Origin of the sequence: Streptomyces cinereospinus, assembly GCF_042430725.1 — a bacterium.
In the GTDB taxonomy this organism is placed as follows: domain Bacteria; phylum Actinomycetota; class Actinomycetes; order Streptomycetales; family Streptomycetaceae; genus Streptomyces; species Streptomyces cinereospinus.
This window is the reverse complement of sequence record NZ_JBHMCY010000040.1, coordinates 24,708-44,056: the sequence shown is the minus strand read 5'-3', so window position 1 is coordinate 44,056 and position 19,349 is coordinate 24,708. Positions and strand designations below refer to the sequence as shown.

General features: G+C 74.2%; 14 protein-coding genes and 3 pseudogenes. 11 read left to right on the top strand and 6 right to left on the bottom strand.

Annotation, left to right across the window (positions count from 1 at the left end; translation table 11 throughout):
• A pseudogene (locus ACFF45_RS21085) lies at window positions 1-460 on the bottom strand (peptidoglycan-binding protein); the annotation flags it as partial.
• Window positions 461-688: 228 nt separating this feature from the next.
• Between ACFF45_RS21085 and ACFF45_RS21080 the strand changes: the two are divergent.
• From ACFF45_RS21080 to ACFF45_RS21070, 3 genes are all read left to right on the top strand, one after another.
• Window positions 689-2,740: an MDR family MFS transporter gene (locus ACFF45_RS21080; protein WP_381347975.1), complete on the top strand. Its 2,052-nt coding sequence runs from the start codon at window positions 689-691 to the stop codon at window positions 2,738-2,740.
• A gap of 166 nt (window positions 2,741-2,906) precedes the next feature.
• Window positions 2,907-3,602, top strand: coding sequence for a hypothetical protein (locus ACFF45_RS21075; RefSeq protein ID WP_381347974.1), 696 nt, complete (start codon window positions 2,907-2,909; stop codon window positions 3,600-3,602).
• A 5-nt stretch (window positions 3,603-3,607) separates the two neighbouring features.
• The gene (locus ACFF45_RS21070; protein WP_381347973.1) at window positions 3,608-4,228 is read left to right on the top strand and encodes a hypothetical protein; all 621 of its coding nucleotides are present in this window, start codon (window positions 3,608-3,610) and stop codon (window positions 4,226-4,228) included.
• A 95-nt stretch (window positions 4,229-4,323) separates the two neighbouring features.
• Here ACFF45_RS21070 and ACFF45_RS21065 read toward each other — a convergent pair.
• Together ACFF45_RS21065 and ACFF45_RS21060 are read right to left on the bottom strand one after the other, a co-directional pair.
• A pseudogene (locus ACFF45_RS21065) lies at window positions 4,324-4,685 on the bottom strand (DnaJ family domain-containing protein); the annotation flags it as partial.
• A pseudogene (locus ACFF45_RS21060) lies at window positions 4,684-4,809 on the bottom strand (IS630 family transposase); the annotation flags it as partial. The pseudogenes ACFF45_RS21060 and ACFF45_RS21065, both read right to left, overlap by 2 nt.
• A gap of 241 nt (window positions 4,810-5,050) precedes the next feature.
• Between ACFF45_RS21060 and ACFF45_RS21055 the strand changes: the two are divergent.
• Window positions 5,051-6,250, top strand: coding sequence for an NAD(P)/FAD-dependent oxidoreductase (locus ACFF45_RS21055; RefSeq protein ID WP_381347972.1), 1,200 nt, complete (start codon window positions 5,051-5,053; stop codon window positions 6,248-6,250).
• Between the two features lie 18 nt (window positions 6,251-6,268).
• Window positions 6,269-7,222 (top strand): sigma-70 family RNA polymerase sigma factor, encoded by a 954-nt coding sequence (locus ACFF45_RS21050; protein ID WP_381347971.1) that lies wholly within the window; start codon window positions 6,269-6,271, stop codon window positions 7,220-7,222.
• 487 nt (window positions 7,223-7,709) lie between these two features.
• Here ACFF45_RS21050 and ACFF45_RS21045 read toward each other — a convergent pair whose 3' ends face one another.
• Window positions 7,710-8,420 carry an HAD family hydrolase gene (locus ACFF45_RS21045; protein ID WP_381347970.1) on the bottom strand — a complete coding sequence of 237 codons (711 nt, stop codon included), beginning with the start codon at window positions 8,418-8,420 and terminating at the stop codon, window positions 7,710-7,712.
• Between the two features lie 396 nt (window positions 8,421-8,816).
• Here ACFF45_RS21045 and ACFF45_RS21040 point away from each other — a divergent pair, with 396 nt between their 5' ends.
• Window positions 8,817-9,404: a ScbR family autoregulator-binding transcription factor gene (locus tag ACFF45_RS21040; protein WP_381347969.1), complete on the top strand. Its 588-nt coding sequence runs from the start codon at window positions 8,817-8,819 to the stop codon at window positions 9,402-9,404.
• Between the two features lie 321 nt (window positions 9,405-9,725).
• Complete coding sequence (locus tag ACFF45_RS21035) at window positions 9,726-10,118, top strand: hypothetical protein (RefSeq protein ID WP_381347968.1); 393 nt, start codon at window positions 9,726-9,728, stop codon at window positions 10,116-10,118.
• Between the two features lie 20 nt (window positions 10,119-10,138).
• Here ACFF45_RS21035 and ACFF45_RS21030 read toward each other — a convergent pair whose 3' ends face one another.
• Both ACFF45_RS21030 and ACFF45_RS21025 read right to left on the bottom strand, forming a co-directional pair.
• Window positions 10,139-10,810 (bottom strand): O-methyltransferase, encoded by a 672-nt coding sequence (locus ACFF45_RS21030; protein ID WP_381347967.1) that lies wholly within the window; start codon window positions 10,808-10,810, stop codon window positions 10,139-10,141.
• Window positions 10,811-11,386: 576 nt separating this feature from the next.
• A complete protein-coding gene (locus ACFF45_RS21025) occupies window positions 11,387-12,064 on the bottom strand; it encodes a TetR/AcrR family transcriptional regulator (protein ID WP_381347966.1) in 678 nt (225 codons plus the stop codon).
• Window positions 12,065-12,221: 157 nt separating this feature from the next.
• On the opposite strand from ACFF45_RS21025, the gene ACFF45_RS21020 reads away from it, so the two are divergent.
• The 4 genes from ACFF45_RS21020 (at window position 12,222) to ACFF45_RS21005 (ending at window position 19,298) form a co-directional block, all read left to right on the top strand.
• Window positions 12,222-14,102 (top strand): ABC transporter ATP-binding protein, encoded by a 1,881-nt coding sequence (locus ACFF45_RS21020; protein WP_381347965.1) that lies wholly within the window; start codon window positions 12,222-12,224, stop codon window positions 14,100-14,102.
• Window positions 14,099-15,817 carry an ABC transporter ATP-binding protein gene (locus ACFF45_RS21015; protein WP_381347964.1) on the top strand — a complete coding sequence of 573 codons (1,719 nt, stop codon included), beginning with the start codon at window positions 14,099-14,101 and terminating at the stop codon, window positions 15,815-15,817. Before ACFF45_RS21020 ends, ACFF45_RS21015 begins: the two co-directional genes overlap by 4 nt.
• A 241-nt stretch (window positions 15,818-16,058) precedes the next feature.
• Window positions 16,059-16,874 carry an NAD-dependent epimerase/dehydratase family protein gene (locus tag ACFF45_RS21010; RefSeq protein WP_381347963.1) on the top strand — a complete coding sequence of 272 codons (816 nt, stop codon included), beginning with the start codon at window positions 16,059-16,061 and terminating at the stop codon, window positions 16,872-16,874.
• Between the two features lie 372 nt (window positions 16,875-17,246).
• Entirely contained in the window at window positions 17,247-19,298 is a 2,052-nt protein-coding gene (locus ACFF45_RS21005) for a bifunctional glycosyltransferase 87/phosphatase PAP2 family protein (protein ID WP_381347962.1), read from the top strand.
• Window positions 19,299-19,349 lie beyond the last annotated feature (51 nt).

Sequence of the window (19,349 nt, the reverse complement as noted above, 5' to 3'; positions counted from 1 at the left end):
CGGGGGCCGGGTGCGGGGCGGGCTCCGCCGGGGGCGGGGGCGTCCCCGGGAGCGGCACGGCCGGGTCCGCCTGGTGGGGTGCGGCTTGCGCGTTCGGCGCGGCCGGGGCCGTCCGGGGCGGGGTCGCCCCGGGGGGCGCGACGGTCGGGCCCGTCGGAGGCGGGGCTGCCTCCTGGACGGGTGCGGCCGGGTCCGCCGGGGGCAGGGACGACTCCTGGACCGGCGCGGTCGGGCCCGCCGGGGGCGGGGCCGTCTCCGGGGGCGGGGCGGTCGTCGTCGGGCGCAGGGCCACGTAGGGGCGTATCCGCAGCGGGTCGAAGTCCTCCGCCGCCGCCTGTTCCGCCGTGCGCGCGTCGCGCAGGGCCTCGGCCGCGCGCTCGCCGCAGACGCACGACGGGGTGTTGTCCGCACCTCTGGGTGCCCCGCACTCCGGGCACCGGTGCCCCTGCTGCTCCGCCACGTCCGCCCCCTCCCCTCACGGTCCCGCGGTCCCGTGGTCCCGTGGGTCCGCGGTCCCGTGTCCCGTGGTCCCAGAGATTATGCAGATTCCGTGGACTCCTGTTCGCCCCGCCCCCGCCCCCGCCCCCGCACCCGCTCCGCGCTCACTCCCGCTCAACAGGCCATAACCGGGCGAACCACTCACGATGGAGAAGGCGACAACGGGCGGCGGAGCAGCCTCGGAGGTGCCGTGGTCGGGGAAGCGCAGGACAGGTCCGCGCAGGTGCCGGGCGCCGTGGACCGGGAACAGGTGCCGGGGAACGTCCTCGTGTCGCTCGGCGCGCTGCTGCTGGGCATGCTGCTCGCCTCGCTCGACCAGACGATCGTGGCGACCGCGTTGCCGGCCATCGTCAGCGAACTGGGCGGCCTCCAGCACCTGTCCTGGGTGGTCACCGCGTACCTGCTGGCCTCCACCGCCGCGACCCCGCTGTGGGGCAAGCTCGGTGACCAGTACGGACGGAAGCGGCTGTTCCAGGCCGCCGTCGTCATCTTCCTCGCCGGATCCGCCCTGTGCGGGCTCGCGCGGGACATGCCGCAGCTGATCGCCTTCCGCGGGATCCAGGGCCTGGGCGGCGGCGGGCTGATCGTGCTGTCGATGGCGATCGTCGGCGACCTGGTGCCGCCCCGCGACCGGGGCCGCTACCAGGGGCTGTTCGGCGCGGTGTTCGGCGCGTCGAGCGTGCTCGGGCCGCTGCTGGGCGGGGTGTTCACCGAGCACCTGAGCTGGCGCTGGGTGTTCTACGTCAACCTGCCCCTGGGGGCCGTCGCGCTGGCCGTGATCGCCACCGTGCTGCACGTGCCGCGCACCCCCACCCGGCACGTCATCGACTACCTCGGCACCTTCCTCATCGCCGCCGTCGCCACCTGCCTGGTCCTGGTCGCCTCCCTCGGCGGCAGCACCTGGGGCTGGGGCTCACCGCAGACCGTCGGGCTGCTCGTGCTGGCGGCGGTGCTCGCCGCGGCGTTCGCCGCCGTCGAACGGCGGGCGGCGGAACCGGTCCTGCCGCTGCGGCTGTTCCGCGTGCGCACCTTCACGCTGGCCGCCGCGATCAGCCTGATCATCGGCTTCGCGATGTTCGCCGCGATGACGTACCTGCCGACCTTCCTCCAGGTCGTCCGGGGCGTCTCGCCGACCATGTCGGGCGTGCACCTGCTGCCGATGGTGCTGGGGCTGCTGCTGGCCTCGACCGGCTCCGGGCAGATCGTCAGCCGCACCGGGCGGTGGAAGGTCTTCCCCGTGGTGGGCACCTTCGTCACCACGCTCGGCCTGCTGCTCCTCGACGAACTGGACGAACGCAGCTCCGACCTGGTGATCAGCGGCTCCTTCCTCGTCCTCGGCCTGGGACTGGGCCTGGTCATGCAGGTGCTGGTGCTCATCGTGCAGAACGCGGTCCCGTACGCGGACCTGGGCGTCGCCACCTCCGGCGCGACCTTCTTCCGCTCCATCGGGGCCGCCTTCGGGGTCGCCGTATCCGGCACGGTCTTCGCCGGCCGCCTGGACGACCGGCTGGCCGCCGCCTACCGTGACGTGCCGCTGCCGCCCGGGGTGTCCGCAGAGAGCCTGGAGGCCGACCCGCGCGGGATCGCCGCGCTGCCGCCGGAGTTGCGCCCGCAGGCGCTGCACGCGTACGCCTCCGCGATCACGGACGTGTTCCTGTACGCCGCTCCGGTGGCGTTCCTCGCCTTCGTGCTGGCCTGGTTCCTGAAGGAGGACCGGCTGCGGGTCTCCGTCACGGCGCCCGACGTCAGCGAGACGCTGGCGAGCAATCCGGTGGAGCGCTCGTCGTACGACGAGGTGTGCCGTGCGCTGTCGGTGCTCGGGACGCGCGAGGGACGGCACGAGGTGTACCGGAAGATCACCGCGCGGGCGGGGTACGACCTGCTGCCGGCGGCGAGCTGGCTGCTGCTGCGGATCAAGCGCTACGGGCGGGTGGAGCCGGGCGTGCTCGCCGAGCGCACCACCGTGCCGCTGGGCGTCGTCCTGGAGGGTGCCCGGCAGATCGAGGAGCGCCGGCTCGCCGTGCGCGACGGCCTGGACCTGACCCTGACCGAGCAGGGGCGGGTGGTCGCCGAGCGGCTGGCGCGGGCCCGCGAGGAGTCCCTCGCGGAGCTGCTCGGCGACTGGTGGGGACCGGACCGGCCGAGGGATCTGGTGCACCTGGTGCGCGAGTTGAACGAGGAGCTGTGCGGCTCGGAACGGGAACGGCCGCACGACGTGCGGCCGATGGCCCGGTTCGGGTGAGCCGCGGACGCCGGACCAGTGCCCGGCGTACGGGCCGGGACGCCGGTGTCCCCGCGCGGCCGGGGCGGGCGGTGCGCGCCGCCGTTTATGCGGGGGTCTGCGGGCAACCCGGTCAACAGACCGGCCCGGCGAGGGGCCGGTCGGGTCGAGAACCCGGAAGGCATTCATGTCCACTGGCTGGATCATTGCTCTGATCGTGATTGTGGCGGCGGTCGCCCTCATCGTGGCCGCCCTGACCCTGCGCGGCCGTGGCGCGGGCGGCGGACGGGACCTGCGGCGGCGCTTCGGACCGGAGTACGACCGGACCCTGGCCCGGCACGACGGGGATGCCAGGGCCGCCGAACGTGAGCTCACCGAGCGCGTGGAGCGGCACGGCGCGCTGCGCGAGCGGCCGCTGGAGCCGGCGCAGCGCCAGCAGTACGAGGCCCGCTGGACGGCCGCCCAGGAGCGTTTCGTCGACTCGCCGCGGGACGCCGTGGCCGAGGCGGACCAGCTGCTCGCCGAACTCGCCGCCGTGCGGGGCTTCCCGGACGGCGGGCAGTACGAGGAGCAGCTCGCCGCGCTGTCCGTGCACCACGCCCACCACGTGCACGGCTACCGGCGCGTCCACCGCATCGCCCGCACGCGGACCGGCGGCGCGCAGGACGGCCGTACCGGCGCCGTGCAGGACGGGGGCGCCGGCACCGAGGAGATGCGCGAGGCCATGGTCGAGGCCCGGGCCCTCTTCGACGACCTGCTGCGCCCGGCACGCGACGACCACCACGGGCGCCCGCCCGCCGAACGGACCAGGACGGCGTCCCACGCGGGCGGCGGCCGGATGCATCTGCCGTGGGCCTTCGGGCGCCACGCGAAGGGGAGTTGAGGCACATGAGCGACGTGACACGGCCCATGGGCGGCGGCGAGCCGCCGGAGCACGACCGCACCGCGCGGCGCGACGACCTCCTCGGCCGTGAGGCCGCGCCGGGGACGGCCCGCGAGAGCGGCGCCACCGCGGGGACGGCGCGCGAGGTCCCCGGCGGCGCCGGGGCCGGTGTGGTGCCGCCGGCCGACACGGCCCACGGGACGGCCGACACGGCCCACGGGACGCCGGCACAGGCACAGGGGCCGGCGCAGGGGACTACTCCGGCCGCCGCGGTCCCGGCGGCCCATGGGACGCCCGCGTCCGGCAGGACCCCGGCCGATCCCTCCGCGCCCGGCCCGCGCACCTCCCCGCTGCTGCCGCGCGAGGAGACCGACAAGCTCGAACTGCGGATGCAGCAGGCGGTGTCCTCCTTCGTGGACGGCCCCCGGGCCGCCGTCGAGGAGGCGGACCAGGTGCTGGAGGAGGTCGCGGCCCGGTTCACGGAGGCCGTGAGCCAGCGGCGCCGCACCCTGCGCAGGTCCTGGGAGGCGACCGACGAGTCCACCTCCGCGACCACCGACACCGAGCAGCTCCGCCTCGCCCTGCGCGACTACCGCGAGCTGGCGGACCGCCTCCTGCGCCACTGAGTCCCCGGTACCGCCGCGTCCCGGCCGCCACGCGGCTCCCGCGCCATCAGGGTCCGCGCGCCCCTGCGCCCGCGCGCCCGTGAGCGAGGCTGTCCGGCCGCCGTCCGGCCCTCCCGCCACCGCCGTACGACGTCCTCGGCGTCGTACGGCTTCAGGCCCGGCGGGAGGCCGGGCGGCGGCTTGAACACGACGTCGCGGATCTGACGTGGACATCCTCGACGATCTTGTGGGCGCGCCGTTGCGACGGTGCCCGCGGCGCGGCCAGGAGCGCGTCCTCGGCCTCCTTGCGCAGGGCGAGGGCGGGCGGCAGGACCGAGAGCCCCTCGCGGGCCGGCTTCCGCTCGGTCCACCACTGTTCGTCGTCGGTCTCCTCGCTCTCCCTCGGCAGTGGCTCGCCCGCGCCCGGGAGACGGGCGAAGTCACCGCGCGCCTGCGCGTCCCGGATCTGCTGACGGATCCAGACCGACTGACAAAATGGTGATGCCGTGCCGGGCGTAGTCGTGCGTCCGGCGCTCGGGCAGCCCGGGCGTCATCGGCAGCACCGGCTGGGACCGGTTCACTGCCTGGATCTGCGGCTTATCCGGCCACCGGCTGATCTTCGGGATGATGGTTTGGTCCCGGCGTACCCGGCGGCGTCGGTGTTCGTCCGGGGCTGGACCATGTTCCGCACTTCCGGGCTTCATCGACCGAGCGCCCGGCCCCCGCGTCGGCCTCGCACTGATCCTGTCGCCCTGTGACCCATGTCACAGGTAGTTCCTGTCAGCAATCGGGGCGCTGTTCCGCTCAAGTCACCGAGAGCAAGCGAACAGACAGGAGCAGCACATGAAGCACCGCATCGTCGTTCTCGGCGCCGGCTATGCCGGGGCCTACGCGGCCGGGATCCTGGCCCGCCGGCTGTCCCCGGCGGACACCGAGATCACCGTGGTCAACGCTGTGCCGGATTTCGTCGAGCGGATGCGGATGCACCAGTTGGCGGCCGGCCACCAGGTCGAGCCCCGGAAGCTCGCCGACGTCTTCGCGGGCACCGGGATCCGGCTGCGCCTGGCCCGGGTCACCGCCGTCGATCCCGAACGCCGGGCCGTCGCCGTGGCCGACGCCGACGGCGGCGGCGAACTCGGTTACGACACGCTTTTCTACGCACTCGGCAGCCACGTCGCCGACCACGGCGTCCCCGGCGTGGCGGAGCACGCCTTCGACGTCGCCGGCCGGCCCTCGGCGCTGCGCCTGCGCGAACGCCTGGACAGCCTGGGCAGGCAGGGCACCGGCGGGAGTGTGCTGGTCGTCGGTGACGGGCTGACCGGCATCGAGACCGCCACCGAGCTCGCCGAAGCCCGGCCCGGCCTGTCGGTGACGCTGATCGCCCGCGGCGAACTGGGCGCTCGGCTCTCCGCCGGAGCCCGCGGTCACCTGCGCCGTGCTTGTGACCGGCTGGGCATCACCGTCCTGGAGCACACCAGCGTCGAAGCCGTCGAAGCGACGCGGGTGCTGTGCGACGACGGCACCGCCCTGGCATCCGACGCGACCGTGTGGACGGCCGGGTTCGAGGTCCACCCCATCGCCGCCGCCAGCGGCCTCGAGGTCGCCGAGAACGGTCAGATCGTCGTCGACCGCACCATGCGGTCGGTCTCGCACCCGGACGTCTACGCGGCCGGCGACGCCGTCCATGCCATCGGCGACAACGGCCGGCCGATGCCGATGTCCTGCGGTTCGGCCGGCTACACCGGCCGGCAGGCGATCGAAGCGATCGTGGGACGCCTGACCGGCGGCGAGGTCTCCCACACCAAGCTGGTCCACGGGTTCAACCACATCAGCCTCGGGCGGCGGGACGGAATGCTGCAGATGGTCGATGATCAAGGGCAGGCGAAGCCGGGGTTCGTGGGCGGCCGGAAGGCCGCGCGGATCAAGGGTGCCATCATCAAGGGGTCGCTGTGGGCCACCGCGCACCCCACCTTCGGCCTGCCCAAGCGCAAGCACCGTCTGGCCGCCGCGCCTGACGGGTCCGCCGAGAAGGCGGCGGCGTAGCCGCCTGGGAAGGTCCGCGTGGACAGCACCGCCACCGATCGTTTCGACATCAGCCGGTTCGAGGCCAGCCGGAACCGGCTGGCCTCGCTGGCCTACCGTCTCCTCGGCTCGGCCGCCGACGCCGAAGACTCCGTGCAGGACGCGTTCCTGCACTGGCAGGCCGCCGACCGGCAGCTGATCAGGGCGCCGGAGGCTTGGCTGACCAAGGTCGTCACCAACCTGTGCCTGGACCGGCTCCGCGCGGCACAGGCCCGCCGCGAACGCAGCGTCGGCGCCTGGCTGCCCGAACCGCTCCTCGGCGGCGACCCGATGCTCGGCCCCGCCGACACGTTTGAGCAGCGCGAATCCGTCTCCCTGGCCGTGCTGACGCTCATGGAGCGTCTGTCACCCCTGGAGCGGGCCGTCTACGTCCTGCGCGAAGCGTTCTCCTACAGCCACTTTGAGATCGCCGAGATCCTCGACGTCACCGAGTCCGCAAGCCAGCAGCACCTCCACCGGGCCCGGCACCGCATCACCGCCGCACGCCGCCGCGGCGGGGAGGTCGACCCGGCATCCGCGCGCCGGATCGTCGAGGAGTTCCTCACCGCCGCCGCCTCGGGCCGCACCGAACGGCTGGTGGCACTGCTCACCGACGACGCGACCGCGATCTCCGACGGCGCGGGCCTGACCGCGAAGCTGCTGCGGTTCGACACCCCGCAGCGCATCGCCGCCGTCGCACGGGCCGGCTTCAAACCCTCAGCCGCGAAACGGCGCTTCGCCGGCGGCACCATGACCGCCCACTACGCGCTCGTCAACGGCGCCCCCGCTGTCCTCTTCGTGGTCGGCGGCCTGGTCGTCGGCGCCGTGACGTTCGACATCGCCCACGGCAAGATCGCGACCGTGCGCGGCATCGCCGCCCCCGCCCGCCTCACCCGCCTCACCGAAGCCTGGCGGCAGCACACACCGGACACGCCGCTCATCGCCCAGTGGTGATGCGCCTTGGGTTGTCGCTCGTGAAACAGGACGAAGGCGGCACCGGCGTGCTCCGCGTGCCGGACCGGGCACGCCCTGCGTGGTAGCGGCGCTGGGGGCGCCCTTCGAGCGGCCGGCCTCGGTGCTGGTCCGGACGTTCGAGGGCGGTGCGGTGCTGGTCGGTGTGCGACGGCCGGGTGGGGGAGGCGGCGGCATCCGACGGTCCGCCCGAGGTGCTCGACCCCTCGCACGTGCCGGGGCGCTGGAGCCCGCAGGTGACCCTCGGCCGTTCTCGCCGCCCCGGTGCTTTGCCGGTCGGCGGATCCCCCGGCTGCTGCCGGCGCTTTCGCTGCGGCGTGGGGTGAGCGGTGCGGCGGACAGGGCTTCCGTGTCGTTGGGGAAGGGCGTTCGACGTCTCGCCTCAGCGGTACGGGAGCCGGTCCGGATCCGATTCCCGCCGTACTGCGGGGGGTGCGGGCGCCTGGTGTCGCCGGACCCCGGCGGGTTGTCAGGGTCCTTGCGTCTCCCGCGGGCTGTCGAGGGCGTCGGCCCAGGCCAGCAGTTCGGGAGCGTCCAGCGCCGGTAACCACAGGTCGGCCCGGGAGGCACCGTCGCCCTGCGGCAGGGGACCGACGCCCAGGACCCGCAGCCCGGCCCGGCGGGCCGCTTCCACACCGGTCAGGGAGTCCTCCACCGCCAGCGCCCGGTGTGGGGGGACACCGCAGAGCCGGGCCGCCACCGCGTACACGTCAGGGTGTGGCTTGGGGCGCACGCGGTCCCCGGTGTCGGGGACAACGAGGTGTGCGAAGTGGGTGAGCAGCCCGGCCCGTTCCAGACTGCCTTCGACCACCACCCTCGGGCAGTTGCTGGCCACCGCCAGCGGCAACCGGCCGGAGAGCAGCCGAACCAGCCGGACCGCACCCGGCATCGTCACCGGTTCGTCGGTGACGAGTGCCAGGAAGTGGTCGAGAAGCGCGGCCGTCAGGTCCTCGGTCAGTTCGGGCTTGTGGACGGACCGCGCCATGAGCCGGCCGCAGTCCTCGTAGTACAGGCCCAGGGCCTGCTCCGCGAACCCGGGAGGCGGCTGGAGTCCGTGCTCCCGGAAGGCCCGGCTGCGGGCCTCCTGCCAATGGCGTTCGCTGTCCATCAGAGTGCCGTCGCAGTCGAAGACGACGGCTTCGGGCGACCAGTCGAGCAGATCGTGGTCCGAGGTGGTCATCAAGCCTCCCACGCCCTCGCAGGCAGGTATGCGGCATTTCCGGCGGTCCGCAGGAAACGGAAAAATAGTTTCCGCTACGTTATTTCCGTCTCGGCAAATCGGGCAATAACCCTTCTTGGTGACTCGACGGGCGCCAGAATCAGGCGTACGGCCGTGCGGCGGCGATACCTGAGGGGCAGCCGACCGGACCGTCAACACCCTTGACTCATACGTCAGTTGTCGCGCACGCCTGATCGCGCGTCATCCGGAGCGCCCTGCGCCCGTCACCACTCGCGCGTGTTCGCATTCGAAAGAAATGTGTAATTGCCGCACGAAAGGGCCCGTTTGGGCTCCGGGCGTACGCTGGCGCACTAAGTTCGTACCCGGCGTGAGAACAGAGCGAGGGCGGACGGGGCGTTGCAGGAACGGGCGAAGGCAACCCGCAGATCACTGCTGGAGGCGGCGGCCCAACTGTTCGCCGAACAGGGGTACGCGGCCACCAGTGTCAACGACATAAGCGCCAGGTCGGGACGGACCAGCGGCGCGGTCTACTTCCACTACGACGGCAAGGAGGGCATCGCCGTCGCTGTCGTCGAGGACCGGTTCGCCACCTGGTCCCAGCTCGCCGCGCGCTACGCAGACGAGACGGTCCCTCCCCTCGAACGGCTCGTCGCCCTCAGCTACGACATCGCCCATGCCCTCACCCGGGATCCCGTGACGCGTGCCGGTGCCCGTCTGTGGGCTGAGCGCACCGTCATCAAGGCCCCCGTCCCCGACCCCTTCGCGCTGTGGACCACCGCCGCCACGCGACTGCTCGCGCAGGCCCGGCTGGCAGGGCAGGTCAACGAGCACATCCGCCCCGCCCGCACGGCCCGGACCCTGGTGCGCGCGTTCTTCGGCCTGTGCACCCTCACCGAGGTCCTTGAGGGCACGACCGTCCTCGACGACCGCCTGACCGACTGGTGGCACCTGACCCTGCCCTCCCTCCGGCCGCGGTCGTCCTGACTCACCTGTCCACCACCTCCCCGGACAGAACGGCTGCACGCCCGCGACTGACTGACGCTCCGTCAGGCACGGCCCCCCGGGGCCGGCGCTGACCAGGCGGCTTACTCGTGCCCAGATCTGCGGACGTCATGAGCTCGGGTCAGAAGGATCGTTGTAGTCATCTCTGAATCTGCTGATCCGTCCAGGACCCGAAGCCGGCGCCCGGTGGCTTTCGCTCGGTCATGAGGCCCTGGTGCCGGACGCCGCCACGCCGGGCGATTTATCATGCCCCGGCGGCAGACCGACCGGACTGCCGCATCCGGACGTCACGAGGGAGCGCACGTGCTCGAACTGACCATGGCCTCCGTCTCCGGGGCGGACGCGGGTGCCACGGCCGGCATGCTCATGGCCGACGCGCCCAGCGAGCCGGGGACGGTGCTGCGGGTGGGCCGGGACCGGACCGTGTGCCGGCTGGCGACGCCCGAGGACTGGCTGTTCGTCTCGCGGGTGCACCTGGAGTTCCTGTGCGGGCCGGACGGCGACTGGCAGGTGACCTGGCTGCGCGGCTCGCAGCCGGACCCGTCCGCCGAGGTCCGGCTGGCCTCCGGCGGACACGCGCAGCCGCTCGCCTACGGCGGTACGGTCCCGCTGCCCAGGGGCGGCAACGGCGAGATCGTCATCCAGGACCGCACCGGGCCGCGCAGCGTCAACGTGGGCTTCTTCCACGAGGTCTGACCGGGCCGGCCCGGCCGGGCTCAGTCCAGCACGCGCGCCAGGGCGAAGCCGTCGTAGCCCTTGCTGCCGACCGTCTGGATCGCGGTGCCGGCGAGCCGGGGGTGGGAGCCGATGAGTTCGATGGCGGCGCGGGTGCCCCGGACGTCGGGGGCGGCACTGTCCGCCTCGGTGACGCGGCCGCCCCGGACGACGTTGTCGACGACGATCAGGCTGCCCGCGCGGGTGAGCCGCAGCGCCCACTCCAGGTAGTGGGCGTTGTTGGCCTTGTCGGCGTCGATGAAGACCAGGTCGAAGGGCGGGGGATTCTCGTCGGCGAGCTGGGGCAGGGACTCCAGGGCGGCGCCCACGCGCAGGTCAACGAGCGTGTCCAGGCCGGCGCGGGCGATGTTGCGGGAGGCGACCTCGGCGTGCTTCGGGGCGTACTCCAGGGTGACCAGGCGGCCGTCGGCCGGCAGGGCGCGGGCCAGCCAGATCGTGCTGTAGCCGCCGAGCGTGCCGATCTCCAGGATCGCGCGGGCGCCCTGGAACTGGGCGAGGAGCTGGAGGAACTTGCCCTGGGTGGCCGTGACGTTGACCGGCGGCAGCCGGGCCGCCTCGCTGTCGCGCAGGGCCGCCCGGAGGGCCTCGTCGTCGTGGCAGAGGTGGGTGGTGAAGTACTCGTCGACGGCGTCCCAGATCTGCGACTCGCTCATGCGCTCTGCCTCTCGTCCAGTTAGAAGAGCTAACTAGACGCCCTAACGAGTGGAGGGGGTGCAGGTTCCTTTCCCGTGGTGCCGTTGGGGCTGGTGGAGCGACGGCGGGGGAAGGCGAACCGGCCCCGGAAGGGGGCTCCTCGTCCGGTGGCCGGCCTCCTTCGAGCAGCGCGTGGCCGAGGGAGGACAGGGGGTGCCACGCGGTGTCGGTCACCCGCCGGCCGACGATCGGGTCGGCGTCCCGCGCGGTCGCGGTGCGCTCGCCGGCCGAGGCGGGCGGTGTCCCGGGCCGCAGGGGCCGGTTCCCCTCCTGTCGTGCCGTCGGACGCCGCGATCTCCTCCAGGACCGCCGCCCGGGGGCGTCCCAGGAGACGGGCCGGCGTCGCGGGGCGCGACGCCGGAGTCCGCGGCGAGGGGCTGGAGTCCGCGGTCGGCGGGATGGACCAGCACCGGGCTCGGCTCCCCGACGCGCAGGCTGACGGGGCGGCCCCGGCGGAAGGAGGACGGGGCCCGTGATGCCGGACGCGGTGCGCCACGTGGTCGACGGCGGCGTCAACGGGCGAACCTGCCTGCACGTCAGCCGCCCCGCGCGCGATCCGCGGCGGCCTGTGCGAGCAGCCCGTCGACGAACGCGCGGAGTCCCTCGGGGTAGGTGTCCCGCCCTGCCAGCTCGGGCCACCGGCGGCCGATGGCGGCCAGGTGGGGCACCCGGGAGGCGTCGAAAACCTCGCGGTGGACGGGACTCCCGGCATCGGCGCGCCGGTGGGGCGAGCGGGCGCGGACGAGCACCTCGCCGACGGTGTAGTACCAGATGCTGCGGAAGACGTGCACGGACTGGGCGGGCGTGCAGCCGTGGTCGTCGGCTCCGGCCACGACGGCCTCGACCATCCACAGCGCCGACTCGTCGAGCAGGCCGATGAAGCCGTCGGCCGTGAGGATCTCCGCCGCCCACGGCCAGGCGGCGAGGGCGTCGTGCAGGGCGGTGGCGGCCGTGATGACGCGGTCCCTCGGCTCGGCGGGCAGTTCCGGGGGGCCGATCCGGGTGATGTGCTGGTCGAGCAGGAGGAGCAGCAGGTCCTCCTTGTCGCGGATGTGGTGGTAGAGGGTCGTCGCCCCGATGCCCAACTCGGCCGCGAGCCGGCGGACGGAGAGCCTCTCCCAGCCCTCGCGGTCGATGATCCGGCGGGCGGCGGCCAGGATCTCCGCACGGGAGGTCACGGGCGGGCGGCCGGTGCGGCCGCGCGGAGGGGGCATCGCCCCATCATGCCGTCCACCCCGCCCCCGCCGGATGACCGGGGCGGCTCTTCTGCCCTTCCGTGTTCCCGGCGGCCCGGTCGGATGCTATTTTCGGAACGCGTTCCTAAAGTCGGCGGCAACCGTCGCGCGCGGCACGGGGAAAGGCGGGAGGCCGATGAGCGCCACCGGACTCGCTCAGGCGAGAGAGCCGTCCACGGCACGGCGGGAGGGGGAGCCCGGCGCGCGGCGGACGTCGGCGGGGCTGTTACGCCCCCACTGCCCGGCTCTCACCGCCGTGGTCGTCCTCCAGGTCGTCGGAGCCCTCGCCGGCCTGGCTCCGCTGCTGGCCGTCGTCGAGCTGGGCCGCACGCTGCTGGCGTCCGGCCCGGTCGACCACGGCCACGTCCGGGGCATCGTGCTCGCGGGCGCCGCCGGCTTCTTCGTACGCCTCCTGTTCACGGCCGCGTCCTCCGTCACCGGGCACCTGCTGGACGGCCGGGTGCAACTGGACCTGCGCCGGCGGCTGGCCGCGCGGCTCGGGCGTGTGCCGATCGGCTGGTTCTCGCGGCGCCGGACCGGCGAACTGGCGAAGGTGGTGGGAGAGGACGTCAGCGCCGTGCACCCGTTCATCGCCCACACCCCCGGCGAGCTCGTCTCCGCGTTCGTGGTGCCGACGGCGTCGCTGGCGTACCTCTTCGCCGTCGACTGGCGGCTCACCCTGATCACGCTGGTGCCGGTCGTGCTCGCCCTGGCGCTGGTCCCCCTGATGATGACGCCGGCCCGCCTGCGCGAGCAGCGGGAGTTCGACACGGCCATGGGGCGGATCTCGACGTCCGTGGTCGAGTTCGTGCAGGGCATCTCCGTGGTCAAGGCGTTCGGCGGCTACGGCCGCGCCCACCAGAGGTTCCGCACCGCCGCGGACGAGTTCGTCGGCACCTTCGGGCGGTGGGTCCACGGGATCTCCGGGATCGCGGCGGGCATGCAACTGGCGCTGTCACCGCCGTTCGTGCTGCTGGTCGTCCTGACCGGGGGGACCACCCTGCTCGCCAACGACGAGCTGGCGCCGGCCGATCTGCTGCCCTTCCTCCTGCTCGGCCTGGGCCTGACCGCTCCGGTGGCAGCCCTGGGCCACGGCTTCGACGAGACGCAGGCCGCCCGCCGCGCGGTCGGACGGATCCGGGACGTGCTCGACGTGGCGTCCCTGCCGGAGCCGGCGCACCCCGCCCCGCCGCGGGGACACCGGGTGGAGCTGCGGGACGTCGGATTCGGATACGAGCCCGGCCGCGAGGTGCTGCGCGGCATCGACCTGGTGCTCGAACCAGGGACCGTCACGGCGGTCGTCGGGCCCTCCGGCAGCGGCAAGTCCACCCTGGTCCGGCTGCTGCCCCGGTTCTACGACCCGACCCACGGCACGATCACCCTGGGCGGAGTCGACCTGCGCGAACTGGGCAGCCGTGCGCTCTACACCTCGGTCTCCTTCGTCTTCCAGGACGTACGGCTGCTGCGCGCCTCGGTAGCGGACAACATCGCGCTGGCGGTGCCGCACGCCGGCCTCGACGAGGTGATGCGCGCCGCCCGGCTGGCACACATCCACGACCGCGTCCTCGAACTGCCCCGCGGCTACGACACCGTCATCGGTGAGGACGCCGGGCTGTCGGGCGGCGAGGCGCAACGGATCGCGCTCGCGCGTGCCCTGCTCGCCGACACGCCCGTACTGGTGCTCGACGAGGCGACGGCCTTCGCCGACCCCCGGACCGAGGTCGCCGTACGCCGGGCGCTGGCCACGCTCCGGGGCGACCGGACCGTGCTGGTCATCGCCCACCGGCCGGAGACGATCGCCGAAGCCGACACGGCCGTGCTGATGGAGGACGGTGCGATCGTCGAACGCGGCCGGCCGGCGGAGCTGCTGGCCCGCGGCGGCAGGTTCGCCGCGTTCTGGCAGGCCAACCGTTCGGCGGTCACCGACGACGGAGCAGCCGCCCGCGTCGCGGACCACGAGATCCGGCCCCACCCCGGTGAGCGCCACGGCGGCGTTCCGCGAGAGGAGGCCCGGTGATCCGTCTGCTCCTGCGCGTCCTCGGACACGAACACGCCCGGCCGATGCGGCGCACCGTGGCCCTGATGACCGCGGCCGCCGTGGCCGAGGGCCTGTCCTACGCCCTGCTCGTGCCGGTCCTGCGGGCACTGTTCGGGCACGCCCCCTCGGACGCCTGGCCCTGGCTGATCTCCTTCGGAGCCGCCGTCGCGGTCTACGCCGTGCTGCGCTACCTCGGTGACCTGTCCGGATTCCGCGTCGGCACCGCCGCGCTGCGCGGCATGTACCACCGTCTCGGTGATCACCTGGCCCGGCTGCCCGTCGGCTGGTACGACAGGGACCGCGTCGGCGAGCTGTCCGTCCTGGCCGGTCCGGGCGTCCTGCAAGCGATGAGCGTGCTCGCCCATCTGCTGGCCCCGTTCGTCTCCGCCACCGTGACGCCCCTGACGATCGTCGCCGTGATGCTCGCCTTCAGCTGGCAGATGGGGCTGGCCGCCCTGGTCGCCGTGCCGGTCGTGGCGGCGGTCGACGTCTGGACGGGCCGCTCGACGGCCGCCGCCGACGCGGCGCGCACCGAACGCGAGCAGGACGCCACCGGCCGGGTCGTCGAATACCTCCAGGCCCAGCCGGTGCTGCGGGCCGGAGGCCGGACCACCGAACGCTTCCACCTGCTCGACGACTCGCTCCGGGACCTCCGGCGCGCGTCCCGTCGCTCCGCCCTGGCGGCACTGCCCGGAGCGCTGGGCCTGACGCTGACGGTGCAGGCCGTGTTCACCGCCCTGCTGGCCCTGGGCGCCCACCTCGCGCTCGGCGGCAGCCTCGGCCCGGCGCAGACCCTGACGCTCCTCGTGCTGGCCGCCCGCTGCGCGGACCCGCTGCTGTCCCTGACGGACATCGCCGGCAAGCTGCGCGGCGCGCGCCACGTCCTCGCGCGTCTGGACACCGTACTGAGCACCGCGCCCCTGCCGGAACCCGCCGATCCCGTCCGTCCGGTGGGCCACGGCCTCGCCTTCGACTCGGTCGTCTTCCGGCGCGGCGGCCGCACGGTGCTCGACGACGTCTCGCTGTCCGTGCCGGAAGGGCAGCGGATCGCCGTCGTCGGACCGTCCGGGGCGGGCAAGAGCACACTCCTGCACCTCATCGCACGGTTCCACGACGTCGACGCCGGCGCGGTGCGCGTCGGAGGGGTGGACGTGCGCGACATCGGCACCGACGGGTTGACGGGGCGGATCGCCGTCGTCTTCCAGGACGTCCACCTCTTCGACGGGACGATCGAGGAGAACGTGCGCCTCGGCCGCCCCGACGCCTCCGCGGCGGAGGTCCGGGCGGCGGCCACCGCGGCCCGCCTGGACGAGGTGGTCGAGCGACTGCCCGGTGGCTGGGCCGCGCACGTCGGCGAGGGCGGCGCGCTGCTGTCGGGAGGCGAACGCCAGCGTGTCTCCGTCGCCCGCGCCCTGCTGAAGGACGCGCCCGTCGTCCTCCTCGACGAGGTGACCTCCGCGCTGGACCCCGTGAACGAAGCCGCCGTCCACGAGGGCATCGAGCGGCTGACGGCGGGACGGACGGTGGTGATGGTCGCGCACCGCATGCGGACCGTCCGGCGCGCCGACCGCATCGTCTTCCTGGACGGCGGCCGGATCGTGGAGGACGGCGGCCACGACGAGCTGCTGCGCCGCGGGGGCCGCTACGCCGGCTTCTGGAACCTTTCGTCGCATCCGGTACTCCCCCGCTCCTGAGCGGACGGACAGCGCAGAGTGCAGCCCGGCCGCTCCGCCACGCCCCGCGGGGGACCCGCGGCCCCACCCCGTCGACCACGCGCTCCCGACGCCGTACGGACGGGCGATGTGCGCCACCGCGGACCCCCGCGGCCGGGCGCCCGGGCCGCCGGGAGCCGTCCGCAGCCACGCCACCATCCCCCTGCCCACGTCCACTCATCCATGGAGAGTCCGCCATCGGCGGCGTCACGAAGGAGATCGCATGAACGTCCTGGTCATCGGAGCCACCGGCTTCATCGGCTCGGCGGCCGCCGCCGCCCTGGCCAAGGCCGGGCACGAGGTGTCCGTACTGCAACGTGCGGGCGACCGGCGTGCCACCGACCACCGTCCCGTGCCGGGCGACCTGACCGACCCGGCCTCGTTGCAGCGGGCCGCCACGGGATTCGACCGGGTCGTGCACGCCGGGCCGCCGCTGGGCGAGTCCCTCGACCTGGCCGGGGTCGACGCACTGGTCACCGCCGGCGGGCCACTCGTCTGCACCACCGGCGCCGGCGTGCTCGGCAGCGGTACCACGGACGAGGACAGCGAGCCCGACCCGCACCCCGTCGTCGCCTGGCGGGCCGAGGTCGAACGCCGGGTCCGCACGGCGGGCGGCCGGGTGATCCGTCCGGGCATGGCCTACGGCGAGGGCGGCGGCAGCGTGCCCCGCCTGCTGGCGGCCAAGGCGGCCGAACGCGGTACCGGCGTGTACATCGGCGAACCGGGGGTGCGCTGGCCGGTCGTGCACGTGGCGGACCTGGCGGAGCTGTACGTCGCGGTGGTCGAACGCGCCGAGCCGGGCACGGTCTGGCACGGGATGAGCGAAACGGTCCGCCTCGACGACGTCGCCCGGGCACTCGGCGGCGGAACCGCGACCTCGTGGCCGCTGGAGGAGGCGCTCGCCGACATGGGTCCCGTCGCCGGCCTGTACACCCTCGACCAGGACGTCTCGTCGGACAAGACCCGACGGCTCCTGGACTGGACGCCGCGGCACACCTCACTCATCGCCCACCTGAAGGCGCCGGGGCGACGTGTCTGACGCGGCCGGCCGTCTCCCCCACCGACACGGGGCCGGCCCGCGGACGACGTAGGCAGCCCGGCACTCATCCGCTGGCACATCCGCAGAGCGGCTGCCGGCGGACGAGCCGGCCGAAGAGGGCGGTCAGTCCCCTCACCCGGATTCCCGGCACCGTGACTCTTCCGGCCCGTCGGCGCGTGTTCGCGCACCGCTTTCCCGCCCGCCTGTGATCTGTCCCGCGGCCCGGCCGAGGCAACCCGACCCCCGCCCACTATCGTCGTGCGGACGAAAGCAGAGCGGATGTCAGGTGAAGCGGGGGTAGCCTGCGTCCTCCTCGGGGGCGTGCGACCCCACAGGGGTGCGCGAGTGGATGGGGCGGGAGGCCGACGAGGCGTGGCGAATGCGGAACACGGCGGAAGACCGGTGGGAGTCTTCGGGGCGGTGGCCGGGGCGCGGCTGCGCGCCGCGCTCCTGGGCCTGTGGCTGGTCGCCGCGGTCCTGGGGGCGCGGCAGGCCGCCGTCGTCCTCGGCACCCCCCGCGGCGAGCGGCTGACGGACCTGGAGACCTGGGTCGGCCCCGGCGGCGTCCTGCACGTCGAGGGGTCGCTCTACGACTCCACCCGCTTCACCGGCACCCCCTTCGGCGGCCTGGTCCTCAAGCCCCTCACCCACGCCGCCGAACAGGCGCTCGGCTGGGGCTGGACCTTCGGCACGCTGCTGCTGGTCGTCGTGCTCGGCCTGGTCGCCGCCCGCGCCCTGCCGCCCCCCGTCAGCCGCCGCACGTCCCTGGTCGCCGCGCCCGCCGCGGTCTGCCTGCTGATGCTGTCGCTGCCGGTGCGCAACGCGTTCTGGCTGGGCCAGACCAGCGTCAGCCCGGTGCTGCTGGTCCTGCTCGGCTGCTTCGCCGTGCGCGGCCGGCGGGCAGGCGGCGCGCTGATCGGGCTCGCCGCCGCCCTCCAGCCGACGGTGCTGCTCTTCGCCCCGCTGCTGTGGTTCACCGGCCGCCGGCCCGCCGCCGCGTCCCTGGCCGCGACCTTCGCCGGCTGCACGGCGCTGGCCTGGCTCGCGATGCCGCGCGACTCCCGCACCTACTGGGTGCACCACCTGGCCGGCGTCGGCCTCGGCGGCCGTGCCGACGACCTCGCCAACCAGTCCCTGCACGGCGCGCTGCTGCGGCTGGGCCTGTCCGGCCCGCTGGAGATCGCCCTCTTCCTGGCCCTGGGCGCGGTCGTCGCCGTGCTGGGCCTGCGCCGGGCCGTGCGCTACGCCCGCGACGGCCAGCTGCTGCTCGCCGTCGCCGTCACCGGCTGCGCCGCCGTCGCCGTCTCCCCGACGGCCTGGCAGCACCAGCTGCTGTGGGTGCTGCTCGCGGTGACCGGCCGGGTCGGCCGGCGCGCCGCGGACCGCCCGGTGTGGCCGGTGACGGTGGTGCTCGTGATGACGCTCCCGGCGAAGATGCTGCTGCCGGACGTGCCCGCGCTGCACCCGCTGCGGGACAACGTCGTCCTCCTCGCCGCCGTGGCCGCCGCCACCGCCGTGCCGTTCCTGTCCCGCACCTCTCCGCACTACCGCACGCCCGTCCCCACGCGGTACGCCCCGCCGGTCCCGGCCCGCGGGCGGCACATACCGCTGCTGCCCTTCCTGCGCCGGGTCCTGGACCGCCCGAACCTGCTGCTGGAGCTGCTGCTCATCCGCGTGGCGTACGCCGCGTACTCGAAGGTCCGGCTGGCGGCCACCGGCGGCCGGGAGCGGGCCGAGGCGCACGGCGAGCAGATCCTCGCCCTGGAGCGGGTGCTCCACCTCGACGTCGAGCACACGCTCAACCACGCCGTCGTGCAGGTCGGCCGGCTCCGCCAGTTCTTCGACTTCTACTACACCTCGTTCCACTTCACCGTCCCGCTGACCGTCCTCGCCGTCCTGTACTGGCGCCGCCCGGTCGACTACCGCTGGGCCCGCTCCACGCTGGGCCTGACCACCCTGCTGGCCCTGATCGGCTTCTGGGCCTACCCGCTCGCCCCGCCGCGCCTGATGCCCGGCCTCGGCATCATCGACACGGTCCACGGCGTCCAGGACTTCTCCCGGCCGGACTACGGCACCCTGACCGCCCTCACCAACCAGTACGCGGCGATGCCCTCGCTGCACTTCGGCTGGTCCCTGTGGTGCGGCGTGGTGATCGCGATCGTCGCGCCCAGGACGTGGACGAAGGCGCTCGGCCTGCTGCACCCGGCCCTGACGGTGACGGCGATCGTGGTGACCGGCAACCACTGGGTGCTGGACGCCGCGGGCGGCGCGCTGGTGGTGGGCGCGGGCTTCGGGCTGGCGTACGTGTTCCAGGGACCGCGGGCGCGGACGGTGACGGCGGTGGCGGCCGGTGCGGAACGCGAGCCGGAGCACACCGCCGCGACGACGCCTTCCGGGGCGGGGAAGAGCGGGGTCGCCGGGTGACCGTGTGCTCCGGCCGGGCGGGCCGGCCGGGTTCCCGTCATTGACCACGGA